This window comes from Modestobacter sp. L9-4 (assembly GCF_019112525.1).
GTDB lineage: Bacteria > Actinomycetota > Actinomycetes > Mycobacteriales > Geodermatophilaceae > Modestobacter.
Genome location: NZ_CP077800.1, coordinates 3581099 through 3600691, shown reverse-complemented (window position 1 = coordinate 3600691; position 19593 = coordinate 3581099). Strand labels below are relative to the sequence as shown.

Sequence of the window (19593 nt, the reverse complement as noted above, 5' to 3'; positions counted from 1 at the left end):
CCTAGGATGCCAGTCATGGCAGCCGACACCTCCCCCCTGGACAGCACGGCCCCGGGAGCGACCGCCGGCGTACCCGACAAGCCCTCCGTCGACGGGCTCGAGGCCACCTGGACCGCCCGCTGGTCGGAGCAGGACACCTACGCCTTCGACCGGGCCGCCGCGCTGGCCGCACCCCGGTCGCAGACCTACGCGATCGACACCCCGCCCCCCACGGCGAGCGGGTCGCTGCACGTCGGGCACGTGTTCAGCTACACCCACACCGACATCGTCGCCCGCTACCAGCGGATGCGCGGCAAGCACGTGTTCTACCCGATGGGCTGGGACGACAACGGCCTGCCGACCGAGCGCCGGGTGCAGAACTACTACGGCGTGCGCTGCGACCCCTCGCTGCCCTACGACGCCGACTTCACCCCGCCGGAGAAGCCGGGCAAGGACCAGCTGCCGATCTCCCGGCGCAACTTCGTCGAGCTCTGCGAGCAGCTGACCGCGGTCGACGAGGAGTCCTTCGCCGAGCTGTGGAAGCGCGTGGGCCTGTCGGTCGACTGGTCGAACGTCTACCGCACGATCTCGGAGACCTCCCGGGCCACCGCGCAGCGGATGTTCCTGCACAACCTGACCCGCGGCGAGGCGTACGCCCAGGAGGCGCCGACCCTCTGGGACGTCACCTTCCGCACCGCCGTCGCCCAGGCCGAGCTGGAGGACCGGGAGCGCCCCGGCGCCTACCACCGCGTCGGCTTCGCCGGCCCCGGCGGCGACCCGGTCTTCATCGAGACCACCCGGCCCGAGCTGCTGCCGGCCTGCGTGGCCCTGGTCGCGCACCCGGACGACGCCCGCTACCAGCCGCTGTTCGGGAAGACCGTCCGGACGCCGCTGTTCGAGGTCGAGGTCCCGGTGCTCGCCCACCGCCTCGCGGAGCCGGACAAGGGCTCGGGCATCGCGATGATCTGCACCTTCGGCGACCTCAACGACGTCACCTGGTGGCGGGAGCTGCAGCTGCCCACCCGCGCCGTCATCGGCTGGGACGGCCGGTTCGTCGCCGACGCCCCCGAGGGCGTGCCCGCCGACGTCTATGCGGAGCTGGCCGGCAAGACGTCGTTCAGCGCCCAGCAGCGGATCGTGGAGCTGCTGCGCGAGAGCGGTGACCTGGCCGGTGACCCGAAGCCGATCACCCACGCGGTGAAGTTCTTCGAGAAGGGCGAGCGCCCGCTGGAGATCGTCACCACCCGCCAGTGGTACATCCGCAACGGCGGCCGGGACGCCGACCTGCGCGCCGCGCTGATCCAGCGCGGCCGGGAGATCCAGTGGGTCCCCGAGCACATGCGGCACCGCTACGAGAACTGGGTCGACGGCCTCAACGGTGACTGGCTGGTCAGCCGTCAACGGTTCTTCGGCGTCCCGTTCCCGATCTGGTACCGGCTGGACGCCGAGGGCCTCCCGCTCTACGACGAGCCGCTGCTGGCGCCGGAGGCCGCACTGCCGGTCGACCCGTCCTCCGACGTCCCCGAGGGGTTCACCGAGGACCAGCGCGGCGTGCCCGGCGGGTTCATGGCCGACCCCGACGTCATGGACACCTGGGCGACGTCCTCGCTGTCGCCGCAGGTGGCCTCGGGCTGGGACACCGACCCGGAGCTGTTCGCGCACGTCTTCCCGATGGACCAGCGGCCGCAGGCGCACGACATCATCCGCACCTGGCTGTTCTCCACCGTCGTCCGGGCGCACTACGAGCACGACTCGGTGCCGTTCACGCACGCCACCATCTCCGGCTTCGTCGTCGACCCCGACCGCAAGAAGATGAGCAAGTCCAAGGGCAACGCCACCACGCCGATCGACGTGCTGGAGCGCTACGGCACCGACGCGGTGCGCTGGCGTGCGGCCGGTGCCCGCCCGGGTGCCGACTCACCCTTCGACGAGGCACAGATGAAGGTCGGCCGCCGGCTGGCCATGAAGATCCTCAACGTCGGCAAGTTCGTCCTCGGCCTGGGCGCCTCCCCGTCGCTGACCGCCGCCGACGTCACCGAGCCGATCGACCTGGGCCTGCTCGCCTCGCTCGCGCAGGTGGTCGACGAGGCCACCGCGGCGATGGACGCCTACAACTACACCCGGGCCCTCGAGGTGGCCGAGACGTTCTTCTGGTCGTTCTGCGACGACTACGTGGAGCTGGTGAAGACCCGGGCGTACCAGACCGACGCCACCGCGGTCTCCGCGCAGGCGACGCTGGCGCTGGCGCTGTCGGTGCAGCTGCGGCTGTTCGCGCCGGTGCTGCCGTTCGTGACCGAGGAGGTCTGGTCGTGGTGGCAGAGCGGGTCGGTGCACCGGGCGCTGTGGCCCACCGCGACGGAGCTGCCGGCCGGCGGTGACACCGCGGTGCCGGTGGTGGCCGCGGAGACCCTGGCCGCGGTGCGCAAGGCGAAGTCGGAGGCCAAGCAGTCGATGCGCGCCGACGTCGCCTCGGCCACGGTGACCGCGCCGGCCGCGCAGGTGCCGCTGGTGGAGGCGGTGCGCCCCGACCTCGTGGCGGCCGGCCGGATCGCCGAGCTCACGATCGTGGCCGGCGAGGGCCCGCTGCGGGTCGACGTCGTCCTCGCCGAGGTCCCCACCGAGGCGTGAGGCGGGTGCGGGGCCGGGACGGCCGGCCCCGCACAGCTCAGCTCCGGGCGTTCGCCGCGGGCACGGTCGGCCGGCCCCGCACGGCTCAGCTCCGGGCGTCCGCCGCGGGCACGGTCGACCGGCCCCGCACGGCTCAGCTCTGGGCGTCCGCCGCGGGCGCGAAGGTCACGGTGACGTCCGGGACGCCGAAGGACCTGCCCAGCCCGGTCAGCATGTCGCGGGTGTTCTCCTCGGCCCGGGCGCGCAGGTCGCTCTCGGCGGCGGCAGCTGCCATCCGCTCCCCCGCCGCGGCGTAGAGCGCGCTGTCGTCGACCGGCTCGTCGGCGATCGCGTCGCCGACCCGGTCGAGCAGGCCGCGGTCGCGGTCGAGGACCCGGCTGTTGGCCACGTCCACCTGCGGGGTGTCCAGGCGCGGGGCCGGCAGGGTCAGGCTGGCCGAGGTTCCGTCGGCGGACAGCTGCACCAGCCCGGTGTCCAGGCCGGTGAAGTCGACGTAGGCGTCGACGCTGCCGGTGGCGAGCAGGCTGGTGCGCTCGCCGCTGATCGCCGAGGGCACGTAGCGGGTGTCGCGCTCCTGGTCGATGACGACCTGGAAGCTGCCGGTCGCTGCGTGGTACTCCTGCAGGTCGTCCAGCGCCAGCAGCAACGGCGGGGTGCTGCGGTCGACCACCTGCTGGTCGAACGGGGTCACCCAGTCGCTGATCCGGTCGTAGGCGACCCCGGCCAGCGGGACGACGACCGCCACACCGATCCCGGCGGCGACCAGCCGGCGGCGGAGCCGGCGTGGGCGGCGGGCGACCACCTGGGCGGCGGAGGTGTCCGGGTGCTGCAGCAGCGTCGGCATCGCGGGGTGTCTCCCTGGCTCGGTGGGCGTACCCGCACAGAGCACGCACAGCCCCGCCCCTCTTCCCCACCCCGGCGTGTCGCGCTCGCCGCGCCGACCACCGTCCCGCGGGACCTCGCCCGGCCCAGGACCGGGCGGGGACCCGGGCGACTCGCGTCCACCCCGGCCCGCGACCGTGTCGCCCCCAGCTCACGGAGGTGCAGGCCCCGTCCCGCGATGAGCGCGGTCGCGGGGACGCAGAACGGCCCGCCCCCCAGCAGGGGGGCGGGCCGTTCGGGAGAGCGACGGATCAGGCGGACTTCTCGCGCGGGGCGCGAGCGGGCTTGCGCGGCACGATCGTCGGGTTCACGTGCTCGAGCACGACGTCCTGCGTGATGACGACGGTGGCGACGTCCTCACGGCTGGGGATGTCGTACATGACCGACTGGAGGACCTCCTCCATGATCGCCCGCAGCCCGCGGGCGCCGGTGCCGCGCAGGATCGCCTGGTCGGCGATGGCCTCGAGGGCGTCGTCGGTGAACTCCAGCTCCACCCCGTCGAGCTCGAACAGCCGGCGGTACTGGCGCACCAGGGCGTTCTTCGGCTCGGTGAGGATGTTGATCAGCGCCTCGCGGTCGAGCTTCTGCACGCTGGTGATCACCGGCAGGCGGCCGATGAACTCCGGGATCATGCCGAACTTCAGCAGGTCCTCGGGCATGACCTGGGTGAAGGCGTTGGCCTCGGCGATCTCGGCCTTGCCGCGCACCTCGCCGCCGAAGCCGATGCCCTGCTTGCCGGTGCGGGCCTCGATGACCTGGTCCAGCCCGGCGAAGGCGCCACCCACGATGAACAGCACGTTGGTGGTGTCGATCTGGATGAACTCCTGGTGCGGGTGCTTGCGGCCACCCTGCGGCGGCACCGAGGCGGTGGTGCCCTCGAGGATCTTCAGCAGCGCCTGCTGCACGCCCTCACCCGAGACGTCACGGGTGATCGACGGGTTCTCGCTCTTGCGGGCGATCTTGTCGACCTCGTCGATGTAGATGATCCCGGTCTCGGCGCGCTTGACGTCGTAGTCGGCGGCCTGGATCAGCTTGAGGAGGATGTTCTCGACGTCCTCGCCGACGTAGCCGGCCTCGGTGAGCGCGGTGGCGTCGGCGATCGCGAAGGGGACGTTCAGCATCCGGGCGAGGGTCTGGGCCAGGTGCGTCTTGCCGCAGCCGGTCGGGCCCATCAGCAGGATGTTGGACTTGGCGAGCTCCACGCCCTCGTCGCGCGAACCGCGGTCGGTGCCGGCCTGGATGCGCTTGTAGTGGTTGTAGACGGCCACCGAGAGCGTGCGCTTGGCCTGTTCCTGGCCGATCACGTACTGCTCGAGGAAGTCGTGGATCTCCTTGGGCTTCGGCAGCTCGTCGAACTTGAGGTCCGAGGACTCCGACAGCTCTTCCTCGATGATCTCGTTGCAGAGGTCGATGCACTCGTCGCAGATGTAGACCCCGGGGCCAGCGATGAGCTTCTTGACCTGCTTCTGGCTCTTCCCGCAGAAGGAGCACTTGAGCAGGTCGCCGCTCTCACCGATACGTGCCACCTGGCTGACCTCCACCTCGAGTGGGACGGCGAGGCCGCCGTCCCGTTGGGTACCTGCGTGTCGTGCCCGTCGACGCCTCAGCGAGCCGGCGTCCGTCGTCCCTGCGGTGCTGACCGGGGAGCCGGGTGTCCGTCGAACCTACCCGGCGGGCACGACCTTCCCGGGCAGGAACTCACCCGGTTCGTCCGGCCCGTAACACCCGCCTCGCACCCCTCCCGTGACCCGGTCGAGTTGCGGAGGGAGGTGCGGGCCGGGAGTGCGACGAGCGCACTCCCGGCCCTGTGCTGCAGCCCCTCGCAGGGTCCCGCCCCGAGGTGCGAGGGGTGGGGGGCGAGGGGGTCCTCGATCAGGCCGGGATGGGGGGCAGTGCGTTGAGCTTGCGGCTCGGGATGACCTGGTCGACGATCCCGTACTCCATGGCCTGCTCGGCCGTGAGGATCTTGTCGCGGTCGATGTCCTTGCGGACCTGCTCCTGGGTCTGGCCGGTGTGCCGGGCCAGGATCTGCTCCATCTGCACGCGCACGCGCTCGATCTCGTTCGCGTGGATCTCCAGGTCGGTCACCTGACCGCCGGCCTCGCCGGAGGGCTGGTGGATGAGGACCCGGGAGTGCGGCAGCGCCAGGCGCTTGCCCTTGGTGCCGGCCGCGAGCAGGACGGCGGCAGCCGAGGCGGCCTGGCCCATGCACACGGTCTGGATGTCGGGGCGGACGAACATCATCGTGTCGTAGATCGCCGTCAGCGCGGTGAACGAGCCACCGGGTGAGTTGATGTACATGGTGATGTCGCGGTCGGGGTCGTTGGACTCCAGCGTGATGAGCTGGGCCATCACGTCGTTGGCCGAGGCGTCGTCCACCTGCACCCCGAGGAAGATGATGCGCTCCTCGAAGAGCTTGTTGTAGGGGTTGGACTCCTTCATGCCGTAGCTGGTGCGCTCGACGAAGGAGGGGAGGATGTACCGGCTCTCCGGCATCTGGAAGTCGCTCATGGTCACTTCTCCGGTCCGTCGGTGACCGGGTTGTCGGTCGAGGTCATGGTCTCCGCACGCGTCACCACGTGGTCGACGAAGCCGTACTCGAGGGCCTCCTGCGCGGTGAACCAGCGGTCGCGGTCGGAGTCCTTCTCGATCTGCTCGACCGTCTGCCCGGTGAACTGAGACTGCAGCTCGTTGAGCTGCCGCTTGGTGCTGCGGAAGAGCTCCGCCTGGATGGCGATGTCGGAGGCGGTGCCGCCGACGCCGGCCGAGGGCTGGTGCATGAGGATCCGCGTGTGCGGCAGCGAGTAGCGCTTGCCCTTGGTGCCCGCGGTGAGCAGGAACTGGCCCATCGAGGCGGCCAGGCCCATCGCGTAGGTGGCCACGTCGCAGTCGATGAACTGCATCGTGTCGAAGATCGCCATGCCGGCGGTCACCGAGCCACCGGGCGAGTTGATGTAGAGGTGGATGTCGCGCGTCGGGTCCTCGGCGGACAGCAGCAGCATCTGCGCGGCGAGCTGGTTGGCGATCACGTCGTCGACCTGGCTGCCCAGGAAGATGATCCGCTCGCGCAGCAGGCGCTCGTAGACCGAGTCGTTGAGGTTCATCATCGACCCACCGCCACGCAGCATCGGCGTGCCGGGGGTGATCAGGGCTGGGTTGCTCACGGGTGCGGTGACCTCCGTAGGACTGCGGTGCAGTCGGTCTCGTGGAACGGGTTGCCGGTGGTCGAGAGGCGGGCGCCGAGGCCGCGGACGGCCGCGCTGGGCGGTCGTCGTCCGTGCGGCCTCGTTGACCGCCTCGATGTCACGACGACCCTAACGCGCACCCCCGACGGGTTCCTCCCGGTGCGGGCCGGTGTTCGCCCTGGGCGCAGCGGGGCCGGGCAGCGACCCGGGACTCCCGGGAACGACAGCGCCGCCCGGACCCCGGGCGGGGTGCGGGCGGCGCTGTCGTGGTGGGAGGTCAGGCCTTGTCGGTGCTGCCCTCGGCGTCGTCGACGGCGGCCTCGGAGTCGGTCACGACCGCCGCGGCCGGGGCGTCGCTGGCGACGTCGGGCTTCGGCGCGTCGGTGACCGCGTCCTCGGTTGCGACGTCCTCCGCGTCGTCCTCGCCGTGGTCGTGACCGGCGTGGTCGTGGTCGTGGTCGTGACCCGCGTGGTCGTGGTCGTGACCGGAGTGGTCGTGACCGGCGTGGTCGTCGGCGGAGACGGTCTGCGGGCGCAGGGCCTCCAGGTCGACGACGTTGCCCGACTCGTCGGTGATCGTGGTCTGCTCCAGCATCTGGGCCAGCGCCTTGGTGCGGCGCACGTCGGCGACGAAGTCGGCGATGTTGTTGCCCTGCTGCAGCTGCTGCGCGTACTGCTCCGGGCTGACCCGGTTGCGCTGCGCGGCGGCCATGATCTGGGCCGAGAGGTCCTCGTTGTCGACGGTGACCTCGCGGGCGTCGGCGACCGAGTCGAGGATGAACTGGGTCTTGACCGCCTTCTCGACGTTCTCGCGCAGGTCGGCGTCGTAGGCCTCGCGGCTCTCGATCCCGGCCATGGAGAAGTAGGCGTCCCAGTCCATGCCGGCCTGCTGGAGCTCGCGCTCCATGGCCTGGCTGCGCCAGGTGAGCTCCTGCTCGACCATGTTCTCCGGCACCGGGACCTCGGTGACCTCGAGCAGGTGCTCGACCAGCTTGTCGCGGGCCTGGGCCCCCTGCTGCAGCACCTTGGTGCGGGACAGCCGGGTGCGGACGTCGGCCCGCAGCTCCTCGAGGGTGTCGAACTCGCTGGCGATCGAGGCGAACTCGTCGTCGAGCTCGGGCAGCTCCTTGGCCTTGACCGAGCGGACGGTGACGGTCACGTCGGCGACCTCACCGGCCTGGTCGCCGGCCAGCAGGGCGGTGGAGAACGTGGCGCTCTCGTCGGTGGACAGACCGCGGACGGCCTCGTCCAGGCCGTTCATCAGGTTGCCGGAGCCGACCTCGTAGGACATGCCGGTGGTGCTGCCGTCCTCGAGGACCTCGCCGTTCAGCGTGGCCTCCAGGTCGATGGAGACGTAGTCGCCGTCCTCGGCAGCCCGCTCGACACCGGTGAGGGTGGCGAAGCGCTCGCGCATGACGTCGACCTGCTGGTCGATCTCCTCGTCGCTGACCGCGACGTCGTCGACGGTCACCGCCAGGGCGTCCAGCGGGGGCAGCTCGACCGTGGGGGCGACGTCGACCTCGGCGGTGAACTCCAGGACCTCGCCGTCCTCGAGGCGCGTGACCGACACCTCGGGCTGGCTGATGACGCGGACCTGCTTCTCGCGGACGGCCTCGGAGTAGACCTCCGGGACGGCGTGCTGGACGACCTGCTCCAGGACGACGGGACGCCCGATCCGCTGGTCGAGCACGCGGGTCGGGACCTTGCCGGGGCGGAAGCCGGGGACGCGCACCTGGCGGCCGAGCTCCTTGTAGACCTCACCGAAAGCGTGGTCCAGGTCGCTCCACGGCACCTCGATCGCGAGCCGGACCCGGGTCGGGCCCAGGTTCTCGATGGTGCTCTTCACAGGGCAGCGCTCCTCTTGGGGGACAGACGGGGACCTGACGCCGGCGGCGTCAGGTCGCCACCGAGTCTAGAGACGTCGGCGACGACGCTTCACGCGAGTCGGGGTGGCGGGATTCGAACCCACGGCCCCCCGCTCCCAAAGCGGGTGCGCTACCAAGCTGCGCTACACCCCGTGGCCCGCCGCTGAGTCTAGGCACCGAGGGCGACCGGTAGGCTGTGCAGGCACCTCCAGGGGTGCCCCGCGGGTGTAGCTCAATGGTAGAGCCCCAGCCTTCCAAGCTGGCCATGCCGGTTCGATCCCGGTCACCCGCTCCACCGCTCACGTGCGCTCCAGCGCCGCCAGCTCACCGGCCAGCCACCGGGCCACGCGGTCGTTCCAGCCGGCGTGCTCCGGCCCGGCGGTCCCCCGCGGCACCGCCTCCACGACCATGACCAGCGCCAGGTGCGCGCGGTACAGGTGCAAGCGGTACCGGGTGGCCTCGTCCAGCACGACCGGCCCACCCGCCTCCGCGTAGCCGGCCAGCAGGTCGGCGTCGTCGGCGACGTCGGCCAGCAGGGCCAGGGACACCAGGTCCGCGGCGGGGTCGCCCCAGAGCGCCCGCTCGTGGTCGATGAACCCGCTCACCTGCGGGTCGGGCCGGTCCAGGTCGACGAAGACGTTGCCGTCCCACAGGTCGGCGTGCACCAGCACCGGTGTGGTGACCGCGCGCAGGGCGACGTCGGCCGCCGCGTGCACCCGCGCCCGGACCTCCTCGGCCGGCAGGGGCAGGACGACGCCGTACCGGGTGGCGTCGTCGAGGACGGCGTCGACGATCCGCCCGAAGGCACCCCGCCACGTCGGGGCACAGAGCTCCGGCCGGCCCGGGTAGCCGAAGGAGCCCTCCCCGGTGACCGTGTGCAGCTCCGCGACGTGCCGCCCGACCTGTCGGCGCAGCACCCGGCGGGTGGCGTCGTCGAGCCGCGCCGCCTGCGACGACCAGGAGGCGCCCGGGAGCAGCGAGGTGACCAGGTGCTCCCGGCCGAGGGGGTCCGTGCCGGCGGACACCAGCTCGGGCACGGGGACGTCGGTGCGCTCGGCGACCATGCGCAGGCACATCGCCTCGGTGCGCAGCAGGTGCCGCTCGTGGGTCAGCAGCGGCGTGCCCGGCGGTGGCGCGACCTTGACCACCAGCTGACGCCCGTCGAGGAGGTCGACGGCGTGGGCGGCGTTGAAGGTGCCCTCGGTGAGCTCCCGGGTCACCGCGCCGACCGCGGCACCGCCCAGCGCGTGGGCGAGGACGGCCCCGAGCTCTGCCGGCGTGAGCGGGTGCCTCACCGGCGGACGCGGTGGTGCAGGTGCACGACGCCGCCGGCGAAGCGGCGCTCACCGACCAGCTCGAGGTCCAGCCGCACGCCCTCGGGCAGTGCCCGGGTGCCCCCGCCGACCACGACCGGGTGCAGGAACTGGTGGAGGTCGTCGACCAGCCCGGCGCGCAGCGCGGACGCGGCCAGCCCCGGTCCGCCGACGGCCACGTCCCGCTCGGAGCCGGCCACGAGCGCGGCGACCACCGCGGGGTCGAACGCGCGCTCCAGCCGCGTGCGCGGCGTGCGGACGGCCGCCAGCGTCGTCGAGTAGACGACCTTGTCCGCGGCCCGCCAGACCTCGGCGTAGTCGAGCTCGACCGGGTCGTGCCCCGGACCGGCGACGTCCTGCCAGACGGCGAGCGTCTCGTACATGCGGCGGCCGTACAGGTGGGTGCCCACCGGCCGCTCGAGGTCGTTGACGTACGCGTGCAGCTCCTCGTCCGGCGCCGCCCAGTCGAACCGGCCGTCGGCGTCGACGGTGTACCCGTCGAGGGAGCTGATCACCGCGTACTGCAGCCGGCCCATCAGCGGGCCTCGATGACGGAGAGGACGTTGCCTGCCGGGTCGGTGAACCAGGCGATCAGCGGGCCGCCCGCGCGCATCACGCCCGTCGGGTCGGTGGGCGGCTGGTCGTACTGCAGGAACCGGACGCCGCGCCCGGTCAGCTCGGCCACGGCCGCGTCGACGTCGGGCACGGGGAAGTTGAGCACCGTGTACGAGGCGGGCGCGTGCGCCGCCCCCTTCGCGTAGACGAGCACGTCGCGGCCACCCGCCAGGTGCAGGTGGGCCACACCCCGCATCTCCGGCTCGACGCTGGTGCGCAGCCCCAGCACCTCCTCGTAGAACGAACGTGCCGCGTCCAGGTCGTCGACGGAGAAGCCGCTGAAGGCCGGGCTGTCGGTGAGCGGGCCCGTGGTGGTCGTCATGGGGTGGGGACCACCGGGACCGGCAGGACTCATCGGTCCGCCGGCGTCGGGTGCAGCGGCAGGCCGAAGGCCTCGAACAGCCGCGGGCCGAGGAAGGCCGTCATCCGGGTGACCCGCCCGCCGGAGAACTGCAGCGCGTGCACCGCCCACGGCTCGAACTGCCCGCCGGGGCCGCTGGGGCGCCACTGCGCGAAGGCCGGGTCGCCGTTGACCTGGAGCGGGACGACGTGCGAGCCGCGGCAGCCCGCGCCCGGGCCGACGAACCAGGTGGCGATGTCGGCGGCGCTGCGCAGCCACATGGCGAAGGGCGGCATGTCCATCACCGCGTCCTCGTGCAGCAGCGCCACGAGGGCGTCGATGTCGTAGCGGGCGAACGCGTCGAGGTAGCGGGCCAGCAGCTCGGCCTGGTCCTCGGCCAGCTCGCGCGGCGGGGCGGCCGGCCCGGCCTGCTGCGCCGCGAGGGTGGCCCGGGCCCGCTGCAGCGCGCTGTTGGCCGCCGCGACCGAGGTGCCCAGCAGTGCCGCGACCTCGTCGGCCCGCCAGCGCAGCACGTCGCGCAGGATCAGCACCGCCCGCTGGCGGGGCGGCAGGTGCTGCAGCGCGGCGATGAACGCCAGCCGCACCGAGTCCCGCTGCACCGCGATCTCGGCCGGGTCACCGCCACCGGAGGGCAGCACCTGCCGGTCGAGCGCGGGCTCCACCCACGCCCCGTCGGCGAGCACCCCGGCCAGCGACGCCGGCACCGGCGCGGACGGCTCGGCGGACATGTCGACCGGCAGCGCGCGCCGCTTGCGCCCGGCCAGCGCGTCCAGGCAGACGTTGGTGGCGATGCGGTAGAGCCAGGAGCGCAGCGCACCGCTGCCCTCGAGCCGGTCGAGGGACCGCCAGGCTCGCAGCATCGTCTCCTGGACGGCGTCCTCCGCGTCGAAGATCGACCCGAGCATCCGGTAGCAGTAGCCGGTCAGCTCCCGCCGGTGCTCGGCCAGCCGCGGCTCCAGCTCCGCGGCCGTGCCCACCCCGGGCAGTTCGCTGATCACACCGGTCATGGCTGGCTCCCGCGGTCGTCGTCGACGTGGTGGCCGATGGTGCCCGAGGGCACCGACGGAACCAAGGCGTACGGCCGCGCGACCGCTACTGGTACGTGACGAGCTCCGGGGTCGGCAGCACCTGCTCGATGGTCTGCTGGGGGGTGAGCATCGGCAGGTCCTCGTCGATGAAGTTCTTCCACCCCCAGGACAGCTCCTCCGGCGCGTCCTTGTGCAGCACCTGCCAGGTGCCCTGCTTGGCCGGCTGCCCGCCCTGCCCGTCGGCGTGCACCAGCACGGCCAGCTCGTCGCGGGACAGGTCGAGCCGCTCGCGGTCGATGATCATCCGCACCTGGAACTGGTGCAGGACCAACAGCTTCTGCGGCAGCGCCTTCTCCCGGGTCAGGTCGGCGAGCCAGGTGACGACCTGGTTGACCTCGTCGACGCCCACCTGGCCGACCTGGGTCAGCGGCAGCTCGCCGGGGTCCAGCCGCCACTCCGGGTCCAGCGCCAGGCCGACGTAGGGCAGCTCGAGCAGCGACTGGTAGTCCTTGGCCTGGGACAGGAAGTCCGAGCGCCCGGACTGCAGGTCCAGCACCACGTACAGCCCGGCCGCGCCGGCACCCTCGACCCAGGGGCGCAGCGCCTCGACGTCCTGCTCACCGGAGTAGTTGCCGTCGCGGCCGGCCTCGCCGGAGGCGACGGTGGCGATGATCTCGAAGGTCGGGACGACGGTCGTGTCGACCAGCGGCCGGTACTCGTCGGCGGTGTCCTTCGCCCGCTGGATCGCCGCCGGCAGGTCCTGCTCGCCCAGCAGGCCGAGCGAACCGCTGCCCGGGATGCCGTACAGCGCGACCAGCATGTGCTCCGGGAACAGCAGCTGACCGCCGCCGGGCAGCTGGGTGCCGCTGGCCGCGGTGTCCAGCTTCCAGTCGATGCCCGGGGCGGCGGCGAGGTCGGCGCCCAGCACGACCAACGACGGTTTCCCGGCGAGCCGGTCGACGACCTCGGCCGAGCCCCGCGGGTCGGCGGTCCCACCGGTGAGGAGCACGTCCGCGCCGGCGGCGCGGGCGGTGGCGATGCCGGCGAGCGAGTCCGCGGAACCGCTGGCCAGGACGACGACGTCGGCCAGCGGCGCGGCCCGGCGGACCCCGGGCAGCCGGCCCGGGTCGGCCGCCGGAGCGGCGGACGACGGAGCAGCGGAGGACGACGGAGCATCGGAGGACGACGAGCCGGCGGACGACGGGGCAGCGGACGGGTCGGCGGACGACGGGTCGGCGCCGGCCGCGAGCGCGGGCAGGGAGTCCGGACCCAGCGCAGCCACGGCAGCCGCCCGGTCGGCCGGCTGGACCGACTGGCCCGCCCCGAGCTCCAGGCCCGTGGCCTGCGCCACCGCACCGGCGTCGGCGGGGACGGCGACCACCTGCGCGTCCTCGCCCGCCGGGAGCGCGGCGTCCTCGCCCACGGCCAGCACCGAGGTGACGCCGAGGCGGTCCAGCTCCGCGCCCACGGCGTCGGACCCGCCGAGGAGCAGCGGCACGCCCAGCCCGACCGCGGCCACCGCGCCGAGGAGCTGGCCGGCGTCGTCGTCCGGGCCGGCCACGACGGCGACCGGGGAGCTGCGGAACACCGCGCGGCTGGCCGACACCGCGGCGGCCGCGGGGTCGGCGTCGGGGACGAGGGTGCGGCTGGCTGCCGGCGCCGCGGTGACCACGGCGGCGGGCTCCGCGGTCGTGCCGGAGCTGGAGGCGGCGGCGTCCCCCGCGGCGGGCTCGCCGCCACCGGTGCACCCGGCGAGGAGCGCCAGGGCCAGCGCGGCGGGCAGGACGGCGGTGGTGGAGCGCATCATCAACTTCCCCGGTGGGTCGTACCGCCCGCGCGGCACGCGGGTCGGAGGGCGCGACCTCATGGACGGCCCCGTCACCCTAGGCGGGACCCCGCGGTCCGGTGCGGGGCCCGTCACCCGATCGGTGCTGGACACCGTGCCCGCCCGCCGGGAGCATCCGCAGGCGAGATGACGGTGCAGCAGTCGGGACAGCCCGACCCGGCAGTGACCAGCCAGCGGGCTGGGGCTGCGCAGGGCGACCGGACGAGGCTGGTGCCCGTGACCTCCCCGACCGCACGCACCGGGCTGCGGCGCCGGTGGCGCCAGGTCGGCGTCGACACCGGCTACGTGCTGCTCGGCTTCCCGCTGGCGCTGGTCGCCTTCCTCGTGGTGGTCGTCGGGCTGGCGCTCGGCGCCGGTCTGCTGATCATCTGGATCGGCCTGCCGGTGCTGGTCGGCACCCTCTTCTGCGCCCGTGGCCTGGCGACGCTGGAGCGGCGCCGGCTGCCCGCCGTGCTGGGGCGGACGCTCCCCCGCCCGGTCTACCGGCCGGTCGACCCGGCGCAGGGGCTGCCCCAGCGGATGGTCGCCCCGCTGCGCGAGCCGCAGTACTGGCTCGACGCCCTGCACGCCGTGCTGCACCTGGTCGTCTCGGTGGTCTCGTTCGCCGTCGTCGTGACCTGGTGCGCGGGCGCGCTCGGTGGTCTCGGCTACGCCGGCTGGGGATGGGCACTGCCGGAGGGGCCCGACTCCCAGGAGCTGCCCGAGCTGCTGGGTCTGGGCGAGGGACTGACGGTCCGCATCGTCTTCAACGCCGTCCTCGGGCTGGTCCTGCTGCTCACCCTGCCGCCGGTGACCCGGGCGATGGCGCTGCTGGAGGCCCAGCTGGGGCGCGCGCTGCTCACCTCCCGGGCCGGCACCCAGGCCGAGATCGGCCGGCTGTCCCAGGGCCGGGACGCCGCCGTGGCCGCCGAGGCGGTCGCGCTGCGGCAGCTGGAGCGCGACATCCACGACGGCCCGCAGCAGCGGCTGGTGCGGCTGAGCATGGACCTGCACCGGGCCCGCCGGATGATCGACACCGACCCCGAGGGCGCCCGCGCCACGCTGACCGAGGCGGCCGAGCAGACCCGGGAGACGCTGGAGGAGCTGCGGGCGCTGTCCCGCGGGATCGCCCCGCCGGTGCTCGCCGACCGCGGGCTCACCGCGGCGCTCACCGCGATCGCCGCCCGCTCCCCCGTCGCCGTCGACCTGGCCGTGTCGCTGCCGCTGGGGCAGCGCCTCCCCCCGGTCGTGGAGAACACCGCCTACTTCCTGGTCAGCGAGGCACTGGCCAACGTCGCCAAGCACAGCGCGGCCACCCTGGCCCGCGTCTCGGTCGACCTCGAGGACGACCGGCTGCGCGTGGAGGTCGAGGACGACGGCGCCGGCGGCGCGGTCCTCGCCCCCGGGCACGGCCTGGCCGGGCTGAGCGACCGGCTGCGTGCCGTGGACGGCGTGCTCACCGTGGACAGCCCCCGGGGCGGTCCCACCCGACTGATCGGAGAGGTCCCGTGCCGCTGAACCGGCCCATGCGCGTCGTGCTCGCCGAGGACTCGGTCCTGCTGCGCGAGGGGCTGGTCCGCCTGCTCGGCGAGGCCGGCACCGAGGTCGTGGCCGCGGTCGGTGACGGCCCGCACCTGGTGCGTGCGGTCGTCGAGCACCGCCCCGACGTCGCCGTCGTCGACGTCCGGATGCCGCCCACCCACACCGACGAGGGGCTGCGGGCCGCGGTCGAGGCGCGCCGGCTGGTGCCCTCGACGGCGGTGCTGGTGCTGTCGCAGTACGTCGAGGTCGCCTACGCCGACGAGCTGCTCGCCGACGGTGCCGGCGGGGTCGGCTACCTCCTGAAGGACCGGGTCGCCCAGGTCGAGCAGTTCCTCTCCGCCCTGGACGACGTCGTGGCCGGCGGCACCGTGCTGGACCCGCAGGTGGTCTCCCAACTGTTCGCCCGGCGGCGGCGCGACGACCCGGTGCGGTCGCTGTCCCCCCGCGAGCGGGAGGTGCTCGGGCTGATCGCCGAGGGCCACTCGAACACCGCGATCGCCCGGGAGCTGGTGGTCACGCCCGGTGCGGTGGAGAAGCACACCCAGCACATCTTCGCCAAGCTCGGTCTGGCCCAGGACGAGGACCAGCACCGCCGCGTGCTGGCGACCCTGGCCTACCTCCGCAGCTGACCGGTCGACGACGGGCCGCACCCGGCGGGGTCCTCCTCGCCGGGTGCGGCCCGTCGGCGTCCGGCGCCGTCCGCTCGTCGGGCTGACCGCCGCCGGGAGGGTCGGGCCGGCCCGACCCGCAGCGGCCAGCCAGCGGCACTGACCCGGGCACAGCGCTCCCACAGGCTCGAGGCAGAGACGCCGCACCCGCGGCGCCCGAGCCGGAAGGCGCCGCCGTGAGCGTGCCCGTGATGACAGCTCTGCCCTCCACGCCCGTCCACCGCCCACGACCGGACGGCGTCGTCGTCCGCATCGCCCGGTGGAGCGCCCGGCACCGCTGGACGGTGATCGCCCTGTGGGTGCTCGCGGTCGCGCTGGCCGTGGTGGCCGGCGGTGCGGCGGGGACGAGGACCCTGACCGATGCGCAGAGCGGCAGCGGGGAGTCCGGGCGCACCGACGTCGTCGTCGCCGACGCGGGCTTCCCCGACCCGCCGGTGGAGCAGGTGCTGGTGCAGACGCGGGACGGGTCGGCGCTCGGCACGGGCGGGGCGTCGGCCGCCGCCGACGTCGCCACCGCCGTCCGGGGGCTGGACGGCGTCGCCGCCGTCGGTGACGCGCTGCCGTCGGCCGACGGGACGGCGCTGCTCGTCCCGGTCACCCTGGACGTCGGCGGGCGCACCGGCACCAAGGCCGACGTCGCCGCCGAGGACGCCGTGCGCCCGGTCCTCGCCGCGGTCGCCGGGGTGCAGGACGCGCACCCCGACCTGCTGGTCACCGAGGCCGGCGACAGCTCGCTGGACGCCGTGGTCGGCACGCAGCTCGACGAGGACTTCCAGCGCGCTGAGCTGCTCAGCCTGCCGGTGACGCTGCTGATCCTGTTGGTGGCCTTCGGGGCGCTGCTGGCCGCCGGCGTGCCGGTGCTGCTCGGGCTCACCGCGGTGGGCGGCGCCCTGGGCCTGCTCGGGCTGGTCTCCCAGCTGAGCCCCGTCGACGCCAGCGCCTCCAGCGTCGTGCTGCTGATCGGCATGGCCGTCGGGGTCGACTACGCGCTGTTCTACGTCCGCCGGGTGCGCGAGGAGCGTCGGCACGGGGCGAGCACGTCGGAGGCGGTGGAGCGGGCCGCGGCGACGTCCGGGCGGGCCGTGCTCACCTCTGGCATCGCCGTCACCGTCGCCATGGCCGGCATGTACCTGGCCGGCAGCCCGGTCTTCACCTCCTTCGGCACGGGCACGATCCTCGTCGTCGTGGTGTCGGTGCTCGGCTCGCTGACCGTGCTGCCGGCCACGCTGGCACTGCTGGGCCGGGGCATCGAGCGGCCGCGGGTGCCGCTGCTGGGCCGGCTCGTGGGCCGCTCCGACGACAGCCGGGTGTGGGGCGCGATCGCCCGCCGGGTGGTCGCCCGCCCGGGGGTCGCGCTGGCCGTGGGCACCGGCGTCCTGCTGGCCGTGGCGGCCCCCGCGCTGGGGATGACGACGGCGCTTCCGGGCACGGAGTCGCTGTCGCGGGACAGCGAGGTGGTGCGCGCCTACGACGCGATCGCCGCGGCCTACCCGCAGCAGGGCAGCACCGACCAGGTCGCCGTGTGGCGCACCGACGGCGGCCCACTGGACACCGCCGCCGTGCAGGCCGCCGCGGCCGCGCTGACCGCGCAGCTGCCCGACCCCGCGGCGGCCGGCACCGTCGAGTTCAGCCCCGACGGCACCGTGGCCCGGCTGGCGGTCGCCAGCGCCGGGGACCCGGGCAGCGCGGACGCCGTCGCGGCGATGACGGCCCTGCGCGAGGACCTGGTGCCGGCCACCGTCGGGGCCCTGCCCGGCGTCACCACCGGCGTGACCGGGGCGACCGCGTTCACCGCCGACTTCGGCGGCACCATGGCCGACCGGCTGCCGCTGGTGATGGGCTTCGTGCTGGCCATCACCGTCGTCGTGCTCACCGTCGCCTTCCGCTCGCTGGCGGTCGCGCTCATCGCCGCCGTCCTCACCCTGCTGTCGGTGGGCGCGGCCTACGGGGTGCTCGTGCTGGTCTTCCAGGGCACCTGGGCCGAGGACCTGCTCGGGTTCACCTCGACCGGCGCGATCGTGTCCTGGCTGCCGCTGTTCCTCTTCGTCGTCCTGTTCGGGCTGTCGATGGACTACCACGTGTTCGTCGTCTCCCGGGTGCGGGAGGCGGCCGTGAGCGGTCAGCCGATGCGCCAGGCCGTCGTCACCGGGATCAGCCGGTCGGCCGGGGTGGTCACCAGCGCCGCAGTGGTGATGGTCGCGGTGTTCAGCATCTTCGCGACGCTGTCGCTGCTGCAGTTCAAGCAGCTGGGCGTGGGCCTGGCGGTCGCCGTGCTGATCGACGCCACGCTGGTGCGCGGGGTGCTGCTGCCGGCGGTGATGGCGCTGCTGGGCGACCGCACCTGGTGGCTGCCGCGCCGGCTGCACCGGCTGCCCGCGGCCTCCCACTGACCGGGCGGGGCGGAACTGGTTGGCGGAGCGTCGTACCGGGCCGGTAGACAGCACCCGTGACCGAACCAGCCGACCAGCTCCGCCCGATCACGGCCGAGGAGTGGCCCCGGTTCATCCGGGCCATGAACACCACCTTCGGCGTCGAGTCCAGCGGCCCGTTCCTCGACGAGCCCTCACCGCTCGCCGAGCTGGACCGGAGCCTGGCGCTCTTCGACGGCGACCGGGTGGCGGCCACCTCCGGCATCTACAGCCTGGAGATGTCCGTCCCCGGCGCCGTCGTCCCCACCGCAGGGGTCACCTGGGTGACCGTCTCCCCCGACCACCGGCGGCAGGGCGTGCTGACGGCGATCATGCGGCGGCAGCTGGCCCAGGTGCAGTCGGACGGCCGGGAGCCGGTGGCGGCGCTGTGGGCCGCGGAGTCCTCGATCTACGGCCGGTTCGGGTACGCCCCGGCCACCTGGCGCGGCGGCTGGACCGGGCGCACCGAGCGACTGCGGCTGCGCCCGGACGTCGACTGCGGCACCGGCACGGTGGCCGTGGTGGACCTCGACCGGTTCCGCCCGGCCGCCGTCGCGCTGCACGAGCAGGTCCGGCGCTCCGTCCCCGGCAACCTGGCCCGCGACGAGCGGTGGTGGGACCGGGTGCTGTTCGAGCGCCCCGCCGAGGGCGGCACCCCCCGGCAGCACGTGCTGCACACCGAGACCGACGGCACCGTCACCGGCTACGCGACGTACCGGGTGAAGGCCGACTGGACCGACACCGGCGAGCCCGAGGGCGTGCTGACCGTCGGCGAGGTGCGCGCTGCCACCCCGGCCGCCTACGCCGCGCTGTGGCGGTTCCTGCTGGGCATCGACCTGGTGCGCACCGTCGACGCCCCCTACGCCTCCGCCGACGACCCGCTGCGCCACCTGCTCGCCCAGCCGCGCGCCCTGCACGCCCGCCCGGTCGACGCGCTGTGGGTGCGGCTGGTCGACGTGGGCCGGGCCCTGTCGGCCCGCCGCTACCCGGCGCGGATCGACCTGGTCATCGAGGTGCGCGATCGGTTCTGTGACTGGAACGACGGGCGCTGGCACGTCTGGGGCCACCCGTCGGGTGCCTTCTGCGACCGCACCGACCGCGACCCCGACCTGGTCGTCGACATCGAGGCGCTGTCGGCGGCCTTCCTCGGCGGGGTCTCGCTGGCCTCGCTGCAGGCCGCCGGCCGGGTCACCGAGATCAGCCCGGGGGCGGTCATCGCCGCCTCGACCGCCTTCAGCTGGCCCGTCACGCCCTGGTGCCCCGACCAGTTCTAGAAGGGCCCCCTTGCCCCCCG

The 19593-nt window shown here is 73.9% G+C and carries 15 protein-coding genes and 2 tRNA genes; 6 read left to right on the top strand and 11 right to left on the bottom strand.

Annotation, left to right across the window (positions count from 1 at the left end):
- Positions 1 to 15 precede the first annotated feature (15 nt).
- Positions 16 to 2607, top strand: a complete 2592-nt coding sequence (valS, locus tag KUM42_RS17025; RefSeq protein WP_237493713.1) for a valine--tRNA ligase — start codon at positions 16 to 18, stop codon at positions 2605 to 2607.
- Between the two features lie 133 nt (positions 2608 to 2740).
- Here valS and KUM42_RS17020 read toward each other — a convergent pair whose 3' ends face one another.
- From KUM42_RS17020 to KUM42_RS16995, 6 genes are all read right to left on the bottom strand, one after another.
- Positions 2741 to 3451 (bottom strand): DUF4230 domain-containing protein, encoded by a 711-nt coding sequence (locus tag KUM42_RS17020; protein WP_237493712.1) that lies wholly within the window; start codon positions 3449 to 3451, stop codon positions 2741 to 2743.
- A gap of 289 nt (positions 3452 to 3740) precedes the next feature.
- A complete protein-coding gene (gene clpX, locus KUM42_RS17015) occupies positions 3741 to 5015 on the bottom strand; it encodes an ATP-dependent Clp protease ATP-binding subunit ClpX (protein ID WP_237493711.1) in 1275 nt (424 codons plus the stop codon).
- A 346-nt stretch (positions 5016 to 5361) separates the two neighbouring features.
- Positions 5362 to 6000: an ATP-dependent Clp protease proteolytic subunit gene (locus KUM42_RS17010; RefSeq protein WP_237493710.1), complete on the bottom strand. Its 639-nt coding sequence runs from the start codon at positions 5998 to 6000 to the stop codon at positions 5362 to 5364.
- 2 nt (positions 6001 to 6002) lie between these two features.
- Positions 6003 to 6653, bottom strand: a complete 651-nt coding sequence (locus tag KUM42_RS17005) for an ATP-dependent Clp protease proteolytic subunit (RefSeq protein WP_370629318.1) — start codon at positions 6651 to 6653, stop codon at positions 6003 to 6005.
- A gap of 298 nt (positions 6654 to 6951) precedes the next feature.
- Positions 6952 to 8520, bottom strand: coding sequence for a trigger factor (gene tig, locus KUM42_RS17000; protein ID WP_237493709.1), 1569 nt, complete (start codon positions 8518 to 8520; stop codon positions 6952 to 6954).
- Between the two features lie 98 nt (positions 8521 to 8618).
- Positions 8619 to 8692: transfer RNA gene (locus KUM42_RS16995), tRNA-Pro, on the bottom strand.
- Between the two features lie 68 nt (positions 8693 to 8760).
- Here KUM42_RS16995 and KUM42_RS16990 point away from each other — a divergent pair.
- Positions 8761 to 8834: transfer RNA gene (locus KUM42_RS16990), tRNA-Gly, on the top strand.
- A 4-nt stretch (positions 8835 to 8838) separates the two neighbouring features.
- On the opposite strand, the gene KUM42_RS16985 is transcribed toward KUM42_RS16990, so the two are convergent.
- From KUM42_RS16985 to KUM42_RS16965, 5 genes are all read right to left on the bottom strand, one after another.
- Complete coding sequence (locus KUM42_RS16985; RefSeq protein WP_237493708.1) at positions 8839 to 9834, bottom strand: phosphotransferase family protein; 996 nt, start codon at positions 9832 to 9834, stop codon at positions 8839 to 8841.
- Entirely contained in the window at positions 9831 to 10388 is a 558-nt protein-coding gene (locus tag KUM42_RS16980) for a dihydrofolate reductase family protein (RefSeq protein ID WP_237493707.1), read from the bottom strand. Before KUM42_RS16980 ends, KUM42_RS16985 begins: the two co-directional genes overlap by 4 nt.
- Positions 10388 to 10789 (bottom strand): VOC family protein, encoded by a 402-nt coding sequence (locus KUM42_RS16975; RefSeq protein WP_237493706.1) that lies wholly within the window; start codon positions 10787 to 10789, stop codon positions 10388 to 10390. Before KUM42_RS16975 ends, KUM42_RS16980 begins: the two co-directional genes overlap by 1 nt.
- 29 nt (positions 10790 to 10818) lie before the next feature.
- Positions 10819 to 11835 carry a sigma-70 family RNA polymerase sigma factor gene (locus KUM42_RS16970; RefSeq protein WP_237493705.1) on the bottom strand — a complete coding sequence of 339 codons (1017 nt, stop codon included), beginning with the start codon at positions 11833 to 11835 and terminating at the stop codon, positions 10819 to 10821.
- An 85-nt stretch (positions 11836 to 11920) separates the two neighbouring features.
- A complete protein-coding gene (locus tag KUM42_RS16965; RefSeq protein WP_237493704.1) occupies positions 11921 to 13660 on the bottom strand; it encodes a hypothetical protein in 1740 nt (579 codons plus the stop codon).
- 258 nt (positions 13661 to 13918) lie between these two features.
- On the opposite strand from KUM42_RS16965, the gene KUM42_RS16960 reads away from it, so the two are divergent.
- From KUM42_RS16960 to KUM42_RS16945, 4 genes are all read left to right on the top strand, one after another.
- Positions 13919 to 15199 carry a sensor histidine kinase gene (locus KUM42_RS16960; protein ID WP_237493703.1) on the top strand — a complete coding sequence of 427 codons (1281 nt, stop codon included), beginning with the start codon at positions 13919 to 13921 and terminating at the stop codon, positions 15197 to 15199.
- A gap of 8 nt (positions 15200 to 15207) precedes the next feature.
- On the top strand, positions 15208 to 15852 hold the full coding sequence (locus KUM42_RS16955; protein ID WP_237493702.1) for a response regulator transcription factor: 645 nt from the start codon (positions 15208 to 15210) through the stop codon (positions 15850 to 15852).
- 230 nt (positions 15853 to 16082) lie between these two features.
- Entirely contained in the window at positions 16083 to 18281 is a 2199-nt protein-coding gene (locus tag KUM42_RS16950) for an MMPL family transporter (protein WP_237493701.1), read from the top strand.
- A 56-nt stretch (positions 18282 to 18337) separates the two neighbouring features.
- Positions 18338 to 19573, top strand: a complete 1236-nt coding sequence (locus tag KUM42_RS16945) for a GNAT family N-acetyltransferase (protein WP_237493700.1) — start codon at positions 18338 to 18340, stop codon at positions 19571 to 19573.
- The last annotated feature ends 20 nt before the right edge of the window (positions 19574 to 19593 follow it).